Origin of the sequence: Rhizobium sp. RAF56 (assembly GCF_052113965.1) — a bacterium.
Taxonomy (GTDB): Bacteria; Pseudomonadota; Alphaproteobacteria; order Rhizobiales; family Rhizobiaceae; genus Rhizobium.
On record NZ_JBFRDU010000024.1, the window covers coordinates 70,379 to 86,622 of the forward strand.

Below are 16,244 nucleotides of genomic sequence, written 5' to 3' on the forward strand. Positions count from 1 at the left end.
TTTTTTGATGCCTATTGATTTCGGTTCGCCGGCGTTCTCGCGTCGTTCTGTTTTGCGCGGCCTCGGCGCCGCCGCCAGCCTCGTGCTCTTGCATCCCTTCTCCGCACGCGCGGCTGCCAATCAGGCCCATCTGCGCCTGATGGAAACGACGGACATCCACGTCAACGTCCTCCCCTACGACTACTATGCGGACAAGCCGAACGACACGATGGGACTGTCGCGCACGGCAACGATCATCGATAAGATCCGCGCGGAGGCGACCAACTCCCTTCTGGTCGACAATGGCGACGTGCTCCAGGGCAACCCGATGGGCGACTATATCGCCTATCAGCGCGGAATGAAGGAGGGTGATGTCCATCCCGTCATCAAGGCCATGAATACGCTCGACTACTCCGTCGGAACGCTCGGAAATCACGAGTTCAACTACGGCCTCGATTTCATGTTCAAGGTGCTCTCGGGCGCCAACTTCCCGATCGTCTGCGCCAACCTCACCAAGGGTAGGCTCGCTTCCGATCCGAAGAAGGACGATCTTTTCTTCAAGCCGTACGTGATCCTCGAGCGGACGATCAAGGATGGCACGGGCACCGAGAGCCCGATCAAGATCGGCTTCATCGGCTTCGTACCGCCGCAGATCATGCTCTGGGACATGAAGAATCTCGAAGGCAAGGCTCAAACGCGTGACATCGTGGAGGCGGCCAAGGCCTGGGTACCCGCCATGAAGGAAGAAGGCGCCGACATCGTCATTGCCCTTTCACACTCCGGCATCGACGGCACCAGCGCCTCCGACCGGATGGAGAATGCCTCGCTGTACGTCGCTGGCGTCGACGGCATCGATGCGATCTTCACCGGTCATCAGCATCTCGTCTTCCCCGGTCCCAAGAGCTGGGACGGCATCAAGGCCGCCGATCCGGTGAAAGGCACGCTACAGGGCAAGCCCGCCGTGATGGCAGGCTTCTGGGGGTCGCATCTCGGCCTGATAGACCTCCTTCTCGAAAAGGACGGCAAGAGCTGGAAGATCGTCGACTTCACTGCCGAGGCGCGCCCGATCTATCACCGCGACGACAAGAAAAAGGTGATCGCGGATGTCGCCGACAAGAAGGAAGTGGTCGAAGCAACCAAGACCGAGCACGAAGCAACGCTCGCCTACGTCCGCACGCCCGTGGGCAAAACGTCGGCGCCGCTCTACTCATATTTCGCGCTCGTTGCCGACGACCCCTCGGTGCAAATCGTGAACCAGGCGCAGAGCTGGTACATCAAGGACATGCTGAAGGATACCGCGTTCAAGGATCTGCCCGTGCTTTCGGCAGCCGCACCTTTCAAGGCCGGCGGACGAAACGGCGTGGACTACTACACCGACGTCCCCGCCGGTGACATCGCCATCAAGAACGTTGCCGACCTCTATCTCTATCCCAATACGGTGCAGGCGGTGGTCATCAACGGCGAGCAGGTGAAGAACTGGCTGGAGATGTCTGCCGCCATGTTCAACCAGATCCAGCCGGGCGCCAAGGATGCGGCACTCCTGAACCAGAGCTTCCCCACCTACAATTTCGACGTCATCGACGGCGTCACCTACGAGATCGACTTGTCTCAGCCGCGCCGCTTCGACGACGACGGCAAGCTGGCGAACGTGGATGCGCACCGCATCCAAAGCCTGAGCTTCGGCGGGAAACAAATTGATTCTGAGCAGAAATTCTTGGTCGTCACCAACAACTACCGTGCCGGCGGCGGTGGCAAGTTCCCGGAAATCGCCGCTGACAAGGTCGTTTTCCAGGCGCCCGACACCAACCGGGACGTGATCGTTCGCTACGTCCATGAGCAGGGCACCATCAATCCCACGGCGGACGCCAACTGGACGTTCAAGCCGTTGCCAGGCACCACCGTGCTTTTTGAAAGCGCCCCGAAGGCCAAGGATTTTCTAGGCGCGGTAAAAGGCGTCAAGATCGAGGATGCCGGCGACGGCGCCGAGGGCTTCCACAAGTTCCGCCTGTTGCTTTGAGCAACCTGCTCTCGGTCGCCGCAGGAAACCAGGATGTCACTCGGCGGCGACTTTTGCGGCAGCTCCGGCTGCAGCCTCCCCTGTCAGATAATCCGCCGAGGTCGGGCACAACGCCAGACGCGACCGGAACGCCTCGATCATCCATGCGGCCGCCGGCCCCGGAGGGCTGGCCAGCCTGCGCATGGCGTAGATCGGATAGTCCCGCTGCTCGTAGGCGTCGAGATCGAGGCGCACCATACGGCCGCTTTCGAGGTCCTCGCGAACGAACGAAAGCGGCAGCCCGCCCCAGCCGAGCCCACCGCGGATCAGATAGTATTTCGTGGCGACGTCGCTGACCCGCCAGGTTTTGTAGGAGAGCACATTGAAGTCCCTGCCCTTGGTCAGCCCCGAGGCATCGGTGACGACCAACTGCACCTCCTCGCGCACATCGGCAAGCGTCAACGGCTGGCCGAGCTTCGCTAGCGCGTGATGGCTCGCGGCCACCGGAATCATGAACGACTGGCCTATCCGCTCGGCAACCAGCGCATCGTCCTGCTTCAGAACCGCGCCGCCGATGCCGATCGTCGATCGTCCGCTCATCACGAGATCCATGACCACGCCCAACTCGCCCACGTCCAACCGCAAAGACACGGAGGGAAAGTGCTCGCGAAATTCGCCGAGCACGTCGACCATGGCATCCGCCGGTACCATCACGCTGATGGCGACCGCGACTTCCGCTTCCAGGCCCGCTTTCAGGCCCTTCACCCGAGCCCGCATGATCTCTAAATCAGAAAGGATGCGGCGCGCATCCTCGAGCATGGCGGTGCCCGCCTCCGTCAGTCGCGGCTGACGTGATCCCGTTCGCTCGAAGAGCGGCATTTCCACCTGCGCCTCGAGATTTGCGATCGTGTAGCTGATGACGGACTGCGCGCGATTGAGGGCGCGGGCGGCCGCCGAAAAACTGCCGCTCTCGGCAACGGCGAGAAACACCTGCAGTTGATCCAACGTCGGATTGGGAAGCATGATCCATCCACTTCATCGATAATCACGATCTACATTATCACAGTTTAATCGATAGTCACCCAGACTTATCTCTTGCTTCGAACGGACGGCCCGAGACCTCCATGGGCCTGAAGAAACCAAGTTCAAAAGGAATAGCTGTCATGTCATCGATCCTGCTTCTGACCTCCAGCCCGCGCTCCGATTCGCTATCCACCAGCATCGCCACGGATCTCGCCGAAAAGATCAAGGCCCAGAACCCGGGCCAGACGATCGTTCATCGGGACCTCGCAGCCCAGCCTCTGCCGCACATCGACGATCTCTTCACCGCCTCCATCCGCAAGCCGGCCGAAGCCCGGACAACGGAAGAAGCCAACGCAGTGACGGTTTCCGACGCGCTCGTGGATGAGCTTCTTGCCGCCGACACGCTCGTGATCGGGACTGGCCTCATCAACTTCAACATCTATTCGTCGCTGAAGGCCTGGATCGACCACATCGCCCGCGCCGGCCGCACGTTCAAGTACGGCGAGAACGGCCCAGTCGGCCTTGCGACCGGCAAGAAGGCTTACATCGTCCTGGCCTCGGGTGGCGTTTACTCGCAGGGTCCGGCCGCTTCGTTGAACCACGCGGTTCCCTACCTGAAGTCGGTGCTCGGCTTCATCGGCATCACTGACGTGGAAACGGTCTATGTCGAAGGGCTTGCCTTCGGCCCCGAAGCCGCGGAAAAGGCGATCGATGCCGCCAAGGCTCGCGCAAACGAACTGGCGCTCGCAGCTTAAGCTCTTACGGACAGTAGTGAAAAGCGGCCGGTCTTCCACCGGCCACTTTTGACGTTCAGGCGGCAACGACCTTGCCCGCTCGGCCGACCACACAATTACGGCCGCTGCGTTTGGCATGGTAAAGCCGCGCGTCGGCGCTTGCGAGCAACGCGTTCAGGTTGACGCCGTCGTCGCCCAGCGTCGCTACGCCGCAGCTGATGGTTATCGGCTGGCCGGCCGGATTGGAGACGTTTTTTTCGACTTGCGCACGCAGGCGATCACTGAACAGCAGCCCCTCCGCATGGTCAGTGCGCGGCGCAAGCACGACGAACTCTTCACCTCCAAAGCGGAAGAGCCGATCGGGCGAGCGCAGTGCGCCCGCAAGCTGCGACGCCACCGCCTTCAAGACCCCGTCTCCCTCGAGATGTCCGAAATGATCGTTCACCTCCTTGAAATGGTCGGCGTCGATCAACACCACCGTCAACGCGTTGTCAGATGCCAGACCGTTGCGCACCATCTGCGGCCCCTCGAGTTCCATGCGGCTGCGGTCGAAGACGCCGGTCAGCATGTCGCGTCCGGTGCGCGCCAGCAGATCGTTATAGCGCTCCCGGAAGGTGAGATCGTTGAAGACGTCGCCGATCGCCCGCTTGCCGATCATCCAGCTTTGGCGCCGGACCTTGAACTGATAGACGGCGAAAAGCGCGGAATAGATGCAAACCGCAAGCATCTTCGCCTTCCATCCTCCCCAGAAAACGGCGGCGGGTGCATCGACGAAGATATGCAGAGCGGAGTAGAATCCGACCTGATCGAACGTCAGGATGACGAGCCCCGAAATCATGAAGCGGAGCACGACCCAGCGCTGCAGCAAGCCGCCGAGCTTTTCATAGAGCAGGATGATCCCGAGCGAATCGAGATAGAGCAGCGTCGTTCCCCAGACCATCAGCCAGCCCATTTCCCTGAGGAAGCTGATATCGGCGCCCCGTCCCGGCGTAACTTCGACGGTCGCATGAAATTGCAGGAACCAGGCAATGCCGACAGTCAGCAAATTCCCGAAGAAAAGTCCGTAGATCGGCTGGCGAACGGTCGCGGCATCCTCCTCCAGATAGAGCATCAGGATCACCATCAGCTTGCCCGCAAAGAAGACCGAGGAGCCTGGCGAAACCATTCCGAAGGGGAGCTGCACATAGAAGACGGCAGCTAGATAGGTCTCCATGAAGTGCATCACGCCGAGCGCGGTCAGGAAAACCCCAAGGCCAATCCGGTGCCGGAAGTGCAACAGCGTAACCATCACTGAGAAATATGCGATCGCCTCGAACACCAGCAGGCCGAGATTGAGGAATTCCATTACGCCGCCTTGGTCCGGTGCAGCTTGCCCTCACCGGTCTGGATGGTTGCCTGTTTCTCTTCCTTAGACTCCAAGCCTGCTTAAGGAAGGATTATTCGAGAATGCAAACAATCGCCACTTCGCCCAGCTCGCTGGACGACCGGCACGGCGATTCCCCGCCGCTACAGCATAATGCCCTAAATCAGATTCGATTTAAGGGCAAAATTATGCGGCATTTCAAGGCGCTACAACGCCCATCGTGCGTCTCGGGAGACGCGTGGCGCTGAAGTTTACGCAGGATGTGGAGAAAGACTCGCGAGTGCACCAACGGCAGTTCGAAAAATGCGGTCGAACACGAATTTTGAGTGGCGGCCGAAGCCCGGCCTTAAACCTGGCGAACCTTCTCGCCGTCGTTGAAGAGCGACGGTCCATGCTGGTCGATGATCTGATGGGCTTTGCGAAACGTCGTCTCGACGGCATCGTCGAGGGAGGTGAAGACGTCGGCGCGGATAAAGTTGCGCACCAGCGTCTCGCCGTTCACCTGCTTCTCGATCCTGCCTGCCAGCCGAAACTGATTGCCCTCGCGCTGCGGCGTGGCATGGATCGTGCACTCGCCATAAAGCTGTGGCTCGGCGACGGATGAACCGCCCCCCGCAGCCTCGGCTGCCGGCTTTGCGCCACCGGTGAAAATAGACAGAATGCTGGACAAGAACGAAGCCATGTTACGCCTTTAGCATGGCGGCAGGACGCCGCAAAGCTCAAATGATCATGCTTGCGAGGATGTCGTTTTCCGTAATGTCCTCAAACCCTAAACCGGCCGCCTCGAAATTGGCCGTCAGCTGCGCGAAGTTCTGAGCGTCCTTGGTCTCGATGCCGATGAGAATCGAGCCGAAGTTGCGCGCGCTCTTCTTGAGGTATTCGAAGCGCGCGATGTCGTCTTCCGGTCCCAGCAAATTGAGGAAGTCGCGCAGCGCACCGGGGCGCTGGGCAAGCCGCAGGATGTAATATTTCTTCAGCCCCGCATGCCGCATCGCCCTTTCCTTGACGTCGGGCAGCCGTTCGAAGTCGAAATTGCCGCCGGAGACGACCGCGACGACTGTCCTGCCGCGAATGCTTTCGCGGTCGAGTGCCTCGATCGCGGAAATCGCCAGCGCCCCCGCAGGCTCGAGCACCACACCCTCGACGTTGAGCATGTCGATGATCGTTACGCAGATGGCATTTTCAGGCATCAGCATGACCTGATCGGCAGAAAAATCGCGAAGGGCTGCAAAATTGAGGTCGCCGATGCGCGCGACGGCCGCGCCATCGACGAAGTTGTCGACCTTGGGCAGCGTTACGACTTTACCCGCCTCGATACTGCGTCTGAGGCTCGGCGCGCCGGCGGGCTCGGCAAAACGGAAGGCATTCTTCGGGAGCGTGTCGGCCAGATAGCCAGTGATGCCGGCAGCAAGTCCGCCGCCGCCGACCGGCAGGATGACAAGATCGGGCACGACGCCGTCCGGGAGTTGCTCGGCGATTTCTGCCGCGACCGTCGCCTGCCCCTCGATAATGTCCTCGTGATCGAACGGCGGCACCATGACCCCGTCGATCCGCTCCACATGTTCGCGCGCCGCCTGATAGCATTGGTCGAAGAAATCGCCGACAAGCTTGATGGAGATGAATCCGGCGCCGAAGGTGCGCGTCTTGTCGATCTTCTGCTGCGGCGTCGTCACGGGCATGTAGACGACGCCCTGGACACCAAAATGGCGGCAGACGAAAGCAAAACCCTGTGCATGGTTGCCGGCCGATGCGCAGACGAACACCTTGTCCGTACCGCCCGCGGCGATCACCTTGCGGAAAAAGTTGAACGCCCCCCTGATCTTGTAGGAGCGCACCGGCGTCAGATCCTCGCGCTTCAACCAGATATTTGCGCCGTAGCGCTGGGAGAGATGCTCGTTGAGCTGCAAGGGCGTTGCCGGAAACAGGCTGCGTAAGGCCTCGGCTGCGCTATCGACGTCGTTCGTTCTCACGGGGGTCAGGTTCCTGTTGCGCGATGATCTTCTATCGCAGGCAGGCGCGACGAAAGAAAGCCGTTCACCCGTAAATCTCGTCGTTCTCGGTGGGTCGCGATTGCCACACTCGCGAATTCTCGCAGGAGGCGGCGCTCGCCCCAAGAAAGCGTGAATTGACAGAAGCCATGCGGCTGCTTCTATACCGCCAGCCATCATGACGATGGTCAGGAACCCGCAGCATCCGGCTCACCCGGTTGCGGCGGGTTTCGCCATTTCCAAGCAGGAAATCGGCGCCAAATTTGTCCCTGCAAGCCCTCTCCCACCGTTTTCACGCGAATTTTCGCCCTGTCCACGTCGCCACGGGAGCGAATCGCCATGGCATGCAGGTACCGCTCACCTTGCTCGCATCGATCCGCCATCGCGACGAACAGCATCAATCCGCGCGCAAAAATGTCTCAGGATGGAACATTGCGGCGGCAATCGGCCATCGCGGTCTTAACCTTGCTCGACGACAGCTTTGGAAGAAGCCTTATTTACGCCATGCGACACGTTACCTTGACCCCATGCCCATAGACCGCCTTATAAAATCCGCCGCCTGGCTCTCGCTGGTCGCCATCCTCTTCGTTACGATCTGCCCGATCGATTTGCGCCCACACACGATGACGGAGGTGGGCAGTGATCGCGCTGGAGCGTTCGCGGTCATGGCGCTGCTCTTCGTCAGCGCCTATCCGCGTCACTGGAAGTCAATCGCCATCCTGCTCGCGCTGTCGGCACCGGGCTTGGAATTGCTGCAGGCACTCTCCCCGACCCGGCATGCCCGCTTCGACGACGCGCTGGTAAAAGCCGCAGGCGTGCTCGCCGGAGCCACGGCTGCACGCATACTTTTCCATTTGGCGATGTTTTTATCGAGGCGAATGCAGCGGGCCGAAGGAGATGCCGTCAGCCCAGGCGCTGTACGTGTCCTGGACCTGGGCGGCGCGGAGAACGCGCCATCGGCTCAACAGGCATAAGACATGCGCTGGGCGTCGGTCCCTTTGTCATCCGATGTGGACAGGATGTCGGGTTCGAGCCATTTGAAACGGACAGGAAAAGAGGCAAATATGGAGATAAAGCCGATCCAGTCGAAGCTCATCGAAGGCTTGAGCTATGATCCCGAATCCAGGCAGCTGGCGCTCTATTTCACCGACGGACATCGCGCGACATTCGCGGAAGTTCCCGAAGGCGTGGTGCTGGGCCTCGAAATCGCAAACTCCCCCGGGAGTTACTACATGACCCAGATCCGGGACGTCTATGCGAGAGTATAGCTGTATCTTGCCATCAGTAACGGCTTCTCAAAAACTACTCACCCGCGTGGCTCGTAAACCGAACGCCACAACCTGTTTCAATTTTTTCGACTATTAGGAGAGTATTTTTAAAAAAAGTTCTATCCACGAATATAAAAGGGTGCTAGTGTGCAAACTGAAATTCAATAGTTGCACAACCTGACATAGAGTTTAGATCTCGCCATTGGAAACTTGATGGCGTTGCTACACTTTTGCCATTCCGACATTCCGTCGTAGCGACGGAGGATATATTGGCTTTATAGTCACGCATCTATGCGGCCCGCCCCCGGGGCCGAATTTTGAATCAGATCCATGGCCGGGGTCACGATCATTCAGCGGATCACATAATCACCGACTGCCTAGGCGACATGAAGCATCCCGCATCGGAAGGGTCGGGAAGCTGACAGACAAGCAGCTAGGACTGTTCATATATTCCGCATTCCCACATCAGTTGATCGCTGCTTCATCGGCGATCGGGTTCACTACGACTGCCTTTCGATGACGGTGAAGCGATATGAATGGAACGAGGCGCGCGGGCTAGCGATTGCGCCCCTGTGACCGTACCAGGCTGACAACCGGGACACACTGGCTCGGGCAGCACTTTATTTTTGCAACATTGGGTTTTGCGTTCGAGAGCAGATTGGCGCGATCTGCCGGAACGTCATGATAAGTGGGCGATGGTACATAGGCGCTTCAGCCGATATGCCATCCCCGCTGCTAGAGCATGATGCCGAAATGTGTACGTGGTTTTCGGACGACATCATGCTCTAGTTTGCTTCGACAGCACGATCGTTCTCCTTGCCCGAAACGATCGTCGGCATTGCAGCCGCGGCGGTCATACCGTCGAACCGCTCGCGGAAACGCATCATCCGCATGATGAACGCGATTACCCGCGTGATAACCGCATCGAGCGCTGCTTTCAATCGCATGCGACGCGTCCGCCGCCTCGCCACATATCGTGACCGCGGAACGATGCGCCTCAAGGGCTTTATCTATCCCAGCATGGACAATTTCTCGATTTGGAATTTCTCGACTTCGGTCATACGGCTGGGATCCGGGTGTCCGCGCCCTATTGAAATATATGAGAAATCACACCAGCCGTAATTGAGTTTCGCAATCTCGATTGGGTTGGCTTTACAAGCCATTCGTAAAAATCGAAGCGACGACGAGAAAATCGGGCTAGACTGTTGAAGCGCGAGCAGCGTCATCGCGCCTTGAATCTGGCGGCGCATATCCGATAGTCGCCTCAACCTGAGTGCTCAAGCAACTGCTCCTTCGTCAGCGCCTGAACTAGGCCCGAACCGGAGCATCGACGCCTCGAAATCAATCGCATTTTGAAATCGAATACATCGATTCGAACTTACTTACCCTTCCACACAGACAATTATGGCCTGCCTCGCAGCTGATCTTTAACAACTAGATCTGACGGAGCAATAACCATGTGGAAAGCGAAGAATTCAATCAGGTTAGTCACCATCATATACTTATTATTTGCTTGCATCGCGGCGAATGCGACTGCAAATCAACAAAAAGGAGTTTTCTACAAAAATAGATCGGTCTCAGCGCTTATAACAGTCACTCGTTCCGGAACACTCGGCGGGCCGGCCGAACTTGTCGGATTTGCCTTGGGCAATGTCGCGCACTCCGTCAGCACTCTCAATCTTGCGCGGCTCACCAAGTCGCTGCAGGGCACTCCAACCGCAGCGGCGCTTACCAACCCGGCAGGACTTGCTTCGCCAAGCGCGGCGAAGACGGCAGCCGGCAATTCCGTGTTCGGTTCCGTGGCCATACCCTTCAAGCGTCTCGCGGCGCTGAAGAAGCTCGAGCCGACGTTTGCCGAGATCGACGCTGGCACCGCGATCGCCTGCACTACCGCTTGCCCCGAGAGCACGTTGGCAATTGAGGCTTCGTTTACGGCAACCGCGCAGTCCTCCCTTCGCGACAAGCTCAACGCTGTCAACGTCGCCGTCAATCACACCATCCGCTATGCCCGCGACATCGACGTCTATCAGGTCGAAGACCACTGGGCGACGCCGTCCGAGACGCTTGCCCGGCGCGAAGGCGACTGCGAGGATTTCGCCATCCTGAAGATGGCGGCGCTCAGCCGCGATGGCGTCGATCTCAACGACATGGCAATCGTCGTGCTCTTCGACCAGAAGCGCCACTTCTATCACGCCGTCCTGTCGGTCGCGGTCGGCGAGCGCTATGACATTCTCGACAACATGCGCGACGACGTTCTTCCCGACACCATGCTTGCCGACTATCTGCCGCTCTATTCGATCCGCGGCAACAAGGGCTATCTGCATGGATCGCGCGTTCAGAATGCCGCGGTCGTTGCAAATACAGTGCCACTGGAAGCCCCCCCTGGCGAAGACACGACATTTTGAGCAGCAACGTCAGACGGCAGGCGTCATCCCCCTGCCCTCTGATGCGCCCAGGCTCTCAGGTTCAAGCCTTTTGAACAGAGAAGCGAAGCGGCGAGACTTGGATGCAGGCGATCCGGTCGAAGCTCCTCGAATGGCCCGAACTATGATCCCTCAACCAGACAGTTGGCGCTCTCATTTCGTAGACGCACATCCGCGACCTCGCGCGTGTTCGCGAAGGCTTGATGATCAGCTTTGAAATCGCCAACTCCCCGCCAGCAGCTGTGACCCAAATCCCGACCGCCTTTCAAAATATAGCCATGGACCCCAAATCAGCGCCTTGACTGAATCGTGCCAGTGCTTGAAAGACAGGGCACGCGGACGTGGCGAAACTGGTAGACGCAAGGGACTTAAAATCCCTCGACTTCGGTCATACGGGTTCGACCCCCGTCGTCCGCACCATATTGAAATTTCCAGGATCTAGTGCAGCGCCAACGAGCTAGCTATCGTTCCCAGGTGCTCTTCCTCCGAAAGGGGTAGTCAGGAGCGCGGTCGCCGCACACGTCACCGGAACAAGGCAATGCCGGCGTGTCCTCCCATACGAAAGCTTCGCGCCATCTGAGGAAAGGCGTTCTTATTCGCTAATCAAAGACATAGCCAGGATTTCAAGCTGCTTTGAAGACGAATCGCCGACACGAATACATGACGCCGCGTCGGCGGCTCGTTGCCTTACGTCTCAAAGCTAGCGTGCCGCTGCGCACATCAAAATAGCTCGAAATGAGTAGTCACGCGCGATAGCCCGGCGAGTGTGACTGGAAGGCAACGTATGCGCCGGAAACGGTCTAGCGGTGAGAAAACGCCGTAGCTCGCCCGAGGCGATCGCGCGCCGAAAACACCGCGCCAGCTAATCCATAAAATTTTAATATAGCTCTTCCTAATATTTGTACTTGAATTTATCCATCCTTCCACACCGCATATTTATGGCCGCCGCATAGTCTGCTCCTGAAGAACGGCATCTGGCAGCAATAGACATGCGGAAAATCAGAACTATATTTGGCGCAATAGCCTCATTATACTTCACCGCAACGTGCGGAATAGTGGGCGCGACTGCGGGTCAGGCGCCGATGTCGGAAATTTCCCGTTGGAATACACCGATTACAGATGCGGCGATCCAAATGGCCCGTACAGGAACACTTGGCGGCATGGTAGAGCTTGTCGGATTTGCCCTGGGCAACGTCACGCACTCCGTCAGCACTCTCGATCTTGCCCGGCTCACCAAGTCGCTGGAAATTGCTCCGGCGGCAGCGCCGCTTGCCAACCCGGCGGGTCTTGCTTCGCCAAGCGTGGCGAAGACGACAGCCGGCAATTCCGTTTTCGGCACGGTGGCCATTCCCTTCAAGCGCCTCGCGGCGCTGAAGAAGCTCGAGCCGACCTTTGCCGAGATCGACGCCGGCACCGCGATCGCCTGCACTGCCGCCTGTCCCGAAGCCACGACGGCAATTCAGGCTTCGTTTACGGCAACAGCGCAGTCCTCCATTCGCGACAAGCTGAACGCGGTCAACGTGACAGTCAATCACACCATCCGCTATGCCCGCGACATCGACGTCTATAAGGTCGAAGACCACTGGGCGACGCCGTCCGAGACGCTCGCCCGGCGCGAAGGCGACTGCGAGGATTTCGCCATCCTGAAGATGGCGGCGCTCAGCCGCGATGGCGTTAATCTCAACGACATGGCAATCGTCGTGCTTTTCGACCAGAAGCGCCACTTCTATCACGCGGTCCTGTCGGTCGCGGTCGGCGAGCGCTACTATATTCTCGACAACATGCGCGACGACGTTCTTCCCGACACCAGGCTTGCCGACTATCTGCCGCTCTATTCGATCCGCGGCAACAAGGGCTATCTGCATGGTTCGCTCGTTCAGGGTGCGGCGGTGGCTGCAAATAAGGTGCCATTGGACGTCGCGCCTGGCGAAGGCACGCCATTCTGAGCGGAAGCTCCAATCTGTAGCCGCGTTTACCGCTCGCCTTTTTGGCGGCGGTTTTTTTGGCCGCTCGCTTCCGGCATCAATACTTGGCGATGTAACCGATCAGCATCGATACGCGGTGCATCGGGGCCAGCGCCAGGTTGATCTGGCCCTTCAGAAGCTGGGACCCGATGGCGATGGAAAAGCCGGTGTTGAGCGTCTTGCCGCTGTTAAGGTTCAGGGTCTCAAGCGCGTCTTCAATCTGAGTATCGATCGAAAAGCGAAGCGTCTTTATCAATTGCGGCGCATCACCCATCGGAAAGCGATGGCGAAGCATGCCTAGGAATGCGTCGTTGAAATGTTGAATCTTCTTCTCGCGCGTCAAGAGAACGGTCGGCGACGGCGATGCCTGGATGAGCGCATTGAGGTTCGCCAGCGAGGAAGCATCGTCCAGCGCGTCCAGTCGGTGGAGAGCCCATTTGAGGCTCATCACGCGCAGCGACGAGGCGAGATTGCCCGAATCAGGAAGCTGCTTGGCCGTATACTGGACGATGTCCGCCATCGTCACCCTGCCCGCCGCCGACATGCGGTTGAGGCCATTCCAATAGATCCGCTCCAGGCGAATGCCGCGACGTTCTCCATCTCGTCCGACGACGGCGCGAAAACTCGGCTCCAGTTCCTCCGCCGCAAGTACCGGCAAAGGATCGGCTGGGCCATTCAGCTCCACGAGATCATTGGTGCCGGCCTTCGGGATCGACATGTCAGCGCTCCGTCAGCGCTTCGGAGCGCGCCTTGTTGATCGGCTTCAACAGGTAGCTGAGCACGGTCTTGCGCCCGGTCATGATCTCGACATTGGCCACCATGCCCGGGATGATCGGATAGCCCTTGCCGTTGCGTTCCAGCACCGAGCGGTTCGTCGACCGGCGAGCGGATGTCGGTTCGCTTGACGCGGTCGGACGCGCCGCGGATGGTCTCGTCGACGACCGAGAGTTCGGCCAGCGTCTGCGCCTTCTCGGTAAGCGCCGCCTGGCGCAATTCCAGCGCAAGGTCACCCACCTGCAGCCGCGACTCTTCCACCGCCGCCTGCAGGCGTTCGAGACTTTCCTGGTAGACCTTGAGCTGACCTTGCTGGTCGGTGAGCTCGCGCTCCACCTTCAGCACATCGGTCTGCGCCACCAGGCCCTTCTGGCCGAGCGGTTTCAGCATATCGTATTGGCGTTGTGCGCCCTTGATATTCTGCACGAGGCGGTCGATGCTCGCATGCGCCTCGTTGAGTTCGTTCTGACGTTGCTTCAGGCGCTCCTGCAAGACGTGGAGCTTGTTCTGATAGCTGGCGCGGTCAGCGGCAAAGAGCTTTGCCTCGTTGTCGCAGACGTCCTTGGCGACGGCAAGAATATCGTCCGGGCAGACGAAGGGCGTGTCGTACGCGCCCACCTCTTCCAGCTTCAGCCGCGCCACCTTGGCGCCGAAGGCACGCGCCTTGGCGACGGATTCGCCGAGCGAGGACGTCGTCGTGGTGTTCTCGAGCTGCACCAGCAGCTGGCCCTTGTGGACCACCTGGCCAAGGGTGACGGCGATCTGCTGGACGATCCCCGGCTCCGAGGACTGCACGATCTGGGTCTTCGATACCGGGATGACCTTGCCTTCGCCGCGGGCGATCTCATCGATCTCGGCGATCGCCGCCCAGGCGAGGAAACTTGCGACCAGCAGCGAGCAGAGCCCGAGGATGGCACGCGCAAACAGCGGAGGGTTGTCGTGGCGATTGGTGTTCACGGCTGCGCCGCTCCTTTGCGCATCGCTTCGATGACGGCCTGCTTCGGCCCGTCGGCGATGATCCGACCCTTGTCGATGACGATCAGCCGGTCGACAAGCTCCAGCATGCTGTGGCGGTGCGTCGCGATCAGCAGCGTCGTTTCCTTGCCGAAGGCGCTCGACAGCTTCGAGATCAGATGCCGCTCGCTGGCCAGATCCATCGCCCCCGACGGCTCGTCGAGGAAGACGATCTTCGGCTTGGTGAGGAGAAGGCGGGCGATCGTCAGCGCCTGCTTCTGGCCGCTGGACAGATTGGTGCCGCGTTCGCCGACCGGCATGTCGAAGCCGCGCGGGTGGTTGGCGACGAAATCGTCGACGCCGGTCATGCGCGCGACGTTGAGCAACTCCTCGTCGCTGGCATCGGCGCGGCCGATCAAAAGGTTTTCCTTGACGGTGCCGGAGAACAGATCCGACGACTGGCCGGCGACCGCGACAGCGGTGCGGACCTCGGCCATGTGATATTGGCGAATGTCGACGCCGTCGATCAGCACGCGGCCGCCGGACGGCGAGAACAACCCGTCGAGAAGGCGCCCGAGCGTCGTCTTGCCAGAGCCGATACGGCCGATGATGCCGATCTTCTCGCCGGGCCTGACCGTAAACGACAGCTGGTTGATGACCGGGTAGTCGGAGCCCGGATACTGGAACGACACGTTCTCGAAGCGGAAGCCGCCGCTGGCGATCTGGCGGTTGACGAAACCGACGGTCGAGGGCCGGTCGTCCGGCTGCTCCATGATCTTGTCGAGGATGCGCAGCGACATCGTCGCCTGCCGGAAGCGGGCAAGCGTCATGGCGATCTGGCTGAGCGGCGCGCCGGYGCGGYTGGCCAGCATCACGGTCGCSACGATCGCGCCCATGGCGATCCGYCCCTCGGMRAATTCGTAGGTGCCGGCAATCACGATGAGGACGCTGACCATCTGCTGCAYGAACATCGTCATGTTGATGGCATTCGTCGAGATATGCTTGATCTCTTCGCTGGTGCGGCTCGAATACTTCGTCARCTCCTGCCAGCGCCTGAGCATGGTCGCCTCGGCGCGCAGGCTCTTCAGCGTCTCGATCGTCGAGATCGTCTCGACCAGCAGCGACTGGCGGCGCGACGCCTCGTTGGCGGCCGTCGCCATGCGCTTGCCGATCCGCGCCTGCGCGTAGAGCCCGATGACCACGGAKAGGATGARGGCGACGGCGGGAATGACCACCAGCCAGCCGGCGATCAGATAGATCACGGCCAGGAAGATGAAGACGAACAGACTGTCGATGAGGACGCCGATCGTGTTCGAGGTGAAGAATTCGCGAACGAATTCATACTGGGTGATGCGGTTGGCATATTCGCCTGTCGACATCGGGCGCGAGGCCAGCGTCGAGTTCAGCACCTTGTCGAAGATCAGCTGCGACAGCCGCAGGTCCGCCTTGCGTCCGGCATAGTCGATCAGCGAGGCGCGCGCGGTCTTCAGCAGGAAATCGAAGATATAGGCAAGCGAAATGCCGGCGGCGAGAACCCAGAGCGTCGGAAATGCCTTGTTCGGCAGCACCCGGTCGTAGACGTTCATCGTAAACAGTGGCGAGCCGAGCGCGATCAGGTTGATGAACAGCGCCGCGAACATGACGCGCAGGTAGGTGCGCCAGTAGGGCACCAGCGTCGTTGCCAGCCAGTGCCGCTTTTCGATCTCGACGGCGTTGCCGACCAGCGCCTCTTCCGAGGCGTTTTGATAGTAGAGCGTGAAGGCGAAGGCGACACGCGG

14 protein-coding genes, 1 tRNA gene and 1 pseudogene are annotated in these 16,244 nt (G+C 59.7%); 7 read left to right on the plus strand and 9 right to left on the minus strand.

Annotated features, from left to right (window positions below; translation table 11 throughout):
* Positions 1-7 precede the first annotated feature (7 nt).
* Positions 8-1,996 carry a bifunctional 2',3'-cyclic-nucleotide 2'-phosphodiesterase/3'-nucleotidase gene (locus AB4048_RS19875; protein ID WP_442203709.1) on the plus strand — a complete coding sequence of 663 codons (1,989 nt, stop codon included), beginning with the start codon at positions 8-10 and terminating at the stop codon, positions 1,994-1,996.
* Between the two features lie 36 nt (positions 1,997-2,032).
* On the opposite strand, the gene AB4048_RS19880 is transcribed toward AB4048_RS19875, so the two are convergent.
* Positions 2,033-2,998, minus strand: a complete 966-nt coding sequence (locus AB4048_RS19880) for a LysR family transcriptional regulator (RefSeq protein WP_442203710.1) — start codon at positions 2,996-2,998, stop codon at positions 2,033-2,035.
* 140 nt (positions 2,999-3,138) lie between these two features.
* On the opposite strand from AB4048_RS19880, the gene AB4048_RS19885 reads away from it, so the two are divergent.
* Positions 3,139-3,753, plus strand: coding sequence for an FMN-dependent NADH-azoreductase (locus tag AB4048_RS19885; RefSeq protein ID WP_442203711.1), 615 nt, complete (start codon positions 3,139-3,141; stop codon positions 3,751-3,753).
* 55 nt (positions 3,754-3,808) lie between these two features.
* Here AB4048_RS19885 and AB4048_RS19890 read toward each other — a convergent pair whose 3' ends face one another.
* From AB4048_RS19890 to ilvA, 3 genes are all read right to left on the minus strand, one after another.
* Entirely contained in the window at positions 3,809-5,077 is a 1,269-nt protein-coding gene (locus tag AB4048_RS19890) for a diguanylate cyclase (RefSeq protein WP_442203712.1), read from the minus strand.
* Positions 5,078-5,441: 364 nt separating this feature from the next.
* Positions 5,442-5,777 carry an HlyU family transcriptional regulator gene (locus tag AB4048_RS19895; protein ID WP_442203713.1) on the minus strand — a complete coding sequence of 112 codons (336 nt, stop codon included), beginning with the start codon at positions 5,775-5,777 and terminating at the stop codon, positions 5,442-5,444.
* 37 nt (positions 5,778-5,814) lie between these two features.
* Positions 5,815-7,065: a threonine ammonia-lyase gene (ilvA, locus tag AB4048_RS19900; RefSeq protein WP_442203714.1), complete on the minus strand. Its 1,251-nt coding sequence runs from the start codon at positions 7,063-7,065 to the stop codon at positions 5,815-5,817.
* 281 nt (positions 7,066-7,346) lie between these two features.
* Here ilvA and AB4048_RS19905 point away from each other — a divergent pair, with 281 nt between their 5' ends.
* Entirely contained in the window at positions 7,347-8,057 is a 711-nt protein-coding gene (locus AB4048_RS19905) for a VanZ family protein (protein ID WP_442203715.1), read from the plus strand.
* 90 nt (positions 8,058-8,147) lie between these two features.
* Positions 8,148-8,351, plus strand: a complete 204-nt coding sequence (locus AB4048_RS19910; RefSeq protein WP_442203716.1) for a KTSC domain-containing protein — start codon at positions 8,148-8,150, stop codon at positions 8,349-8,351.
* Positions 8,352-9,136: 785 nt separating this feature from the next.
* Here AB4048_RS19910 and AB4048_RS19915 read toward each other — a convergent pair.
* The gene (locus tag AB4048_RS19915) at positions 9,137-9,298 is read right to left on the minus strand and encodes a hypothetical protein (protein ID WP_442203717.1); all 162 of its coding nucleotides are present in this window, start codon (positions 9,296-9,298) and stop codon (positions 9,137-9,139) included.
* 63 nt (positions 9,299-9,361) lie between these two features.
* Positions 9,362-9,601 (minus strand): hypothetical protein, encoded by a 240-nt coding sequence (locus AB4048_RS19920; protein WP_442203718.1) that lies wholly within the window; start codon positions 9,599-9,601, stop codon positions 9,362-9,364.
* A gap of 393 nt (positions 9,602-9,994) precedes the next feature.
* Between AB4048_RS19920 and AB4048_RS19925 the strand changes: the two genes are divergently transcribed.
* The 3 genes from AB4048_RS19925 to AB4048_RS19935 all read left to right on the plus strand — a co-directional run bounded on the left by AB4048_RS19925 (position 9,995) and on the right by AB4048_RS19935 (position 12,720).
* Positions 9,995-10,756, plus strand: a complete 762-nt coding sequence (locus AB4048_RS19925) for a transglutaminase-like cysteine peptidase (protein ID WP_442203719.1) — start codon at positions 9,995-9,997, stop codon at positions 10,754-10,756.
* Between the two features lie 353 nt (positions 10,757-11,109).
* Positions 11,110-11,194: transfer RNA gene (locus AB4048_RS19930), tRNA-Leu, on the plus strand.
* Between the two features lie 713 nt (positions 11,195-11,907).
* Positions 11,908-12,720: a transglutaminase-like cysteine peptidase gene (locus AB4048_RS19935; RefSeq protein ID WP_442203720.1), complete on the plus strand. Its 813-nt coding sequence runs from the start codon at positions 11,908-11,910 to the stop codon at positions 12,718-12,720.
* Positions 12,721-12,796: 76 nt separating this feature from the next.
* Here the strand turns inward: AB4048_RS19935 and AB4048_RS19940 are convergent, their stop codons facing one another.
* The 3 genes and pseudogenes from AB4048_RS19940 to AB4048_RS19950 form a co-directional block, all read right to left on the minus strand.
* Complete coding sequence (locus AB4048_RS19940; protein WP_442203721.1) at positions 12,797-13,456, minus strand: ribbon-helix-helix domain-containing protein; 660 nt, start codon at positions 13,454-13,456, stop codon at positions 12,797-12,799.
* Position 13,457: 1 nt separating this feature from the next.
* Positions 13,458-14,469: pseudogene (locus AB4048_RS19945) on the minus strand (HlyD family type I secretion periplasmic adaptor subunit).
* Positions 14,466-16,244, minus strand: a 1,779-nt coding sequence (locus AB4048_RS19950) for a type I secretion system permease/ATPase (RefSeq protein WP_442203722.1), incomplete at its 5' end; no start/stop codon positions are given. The pseudogene AB4048_RS19945 and the gene AB4048_RS19950, both read right to left, overlap by 4 nt.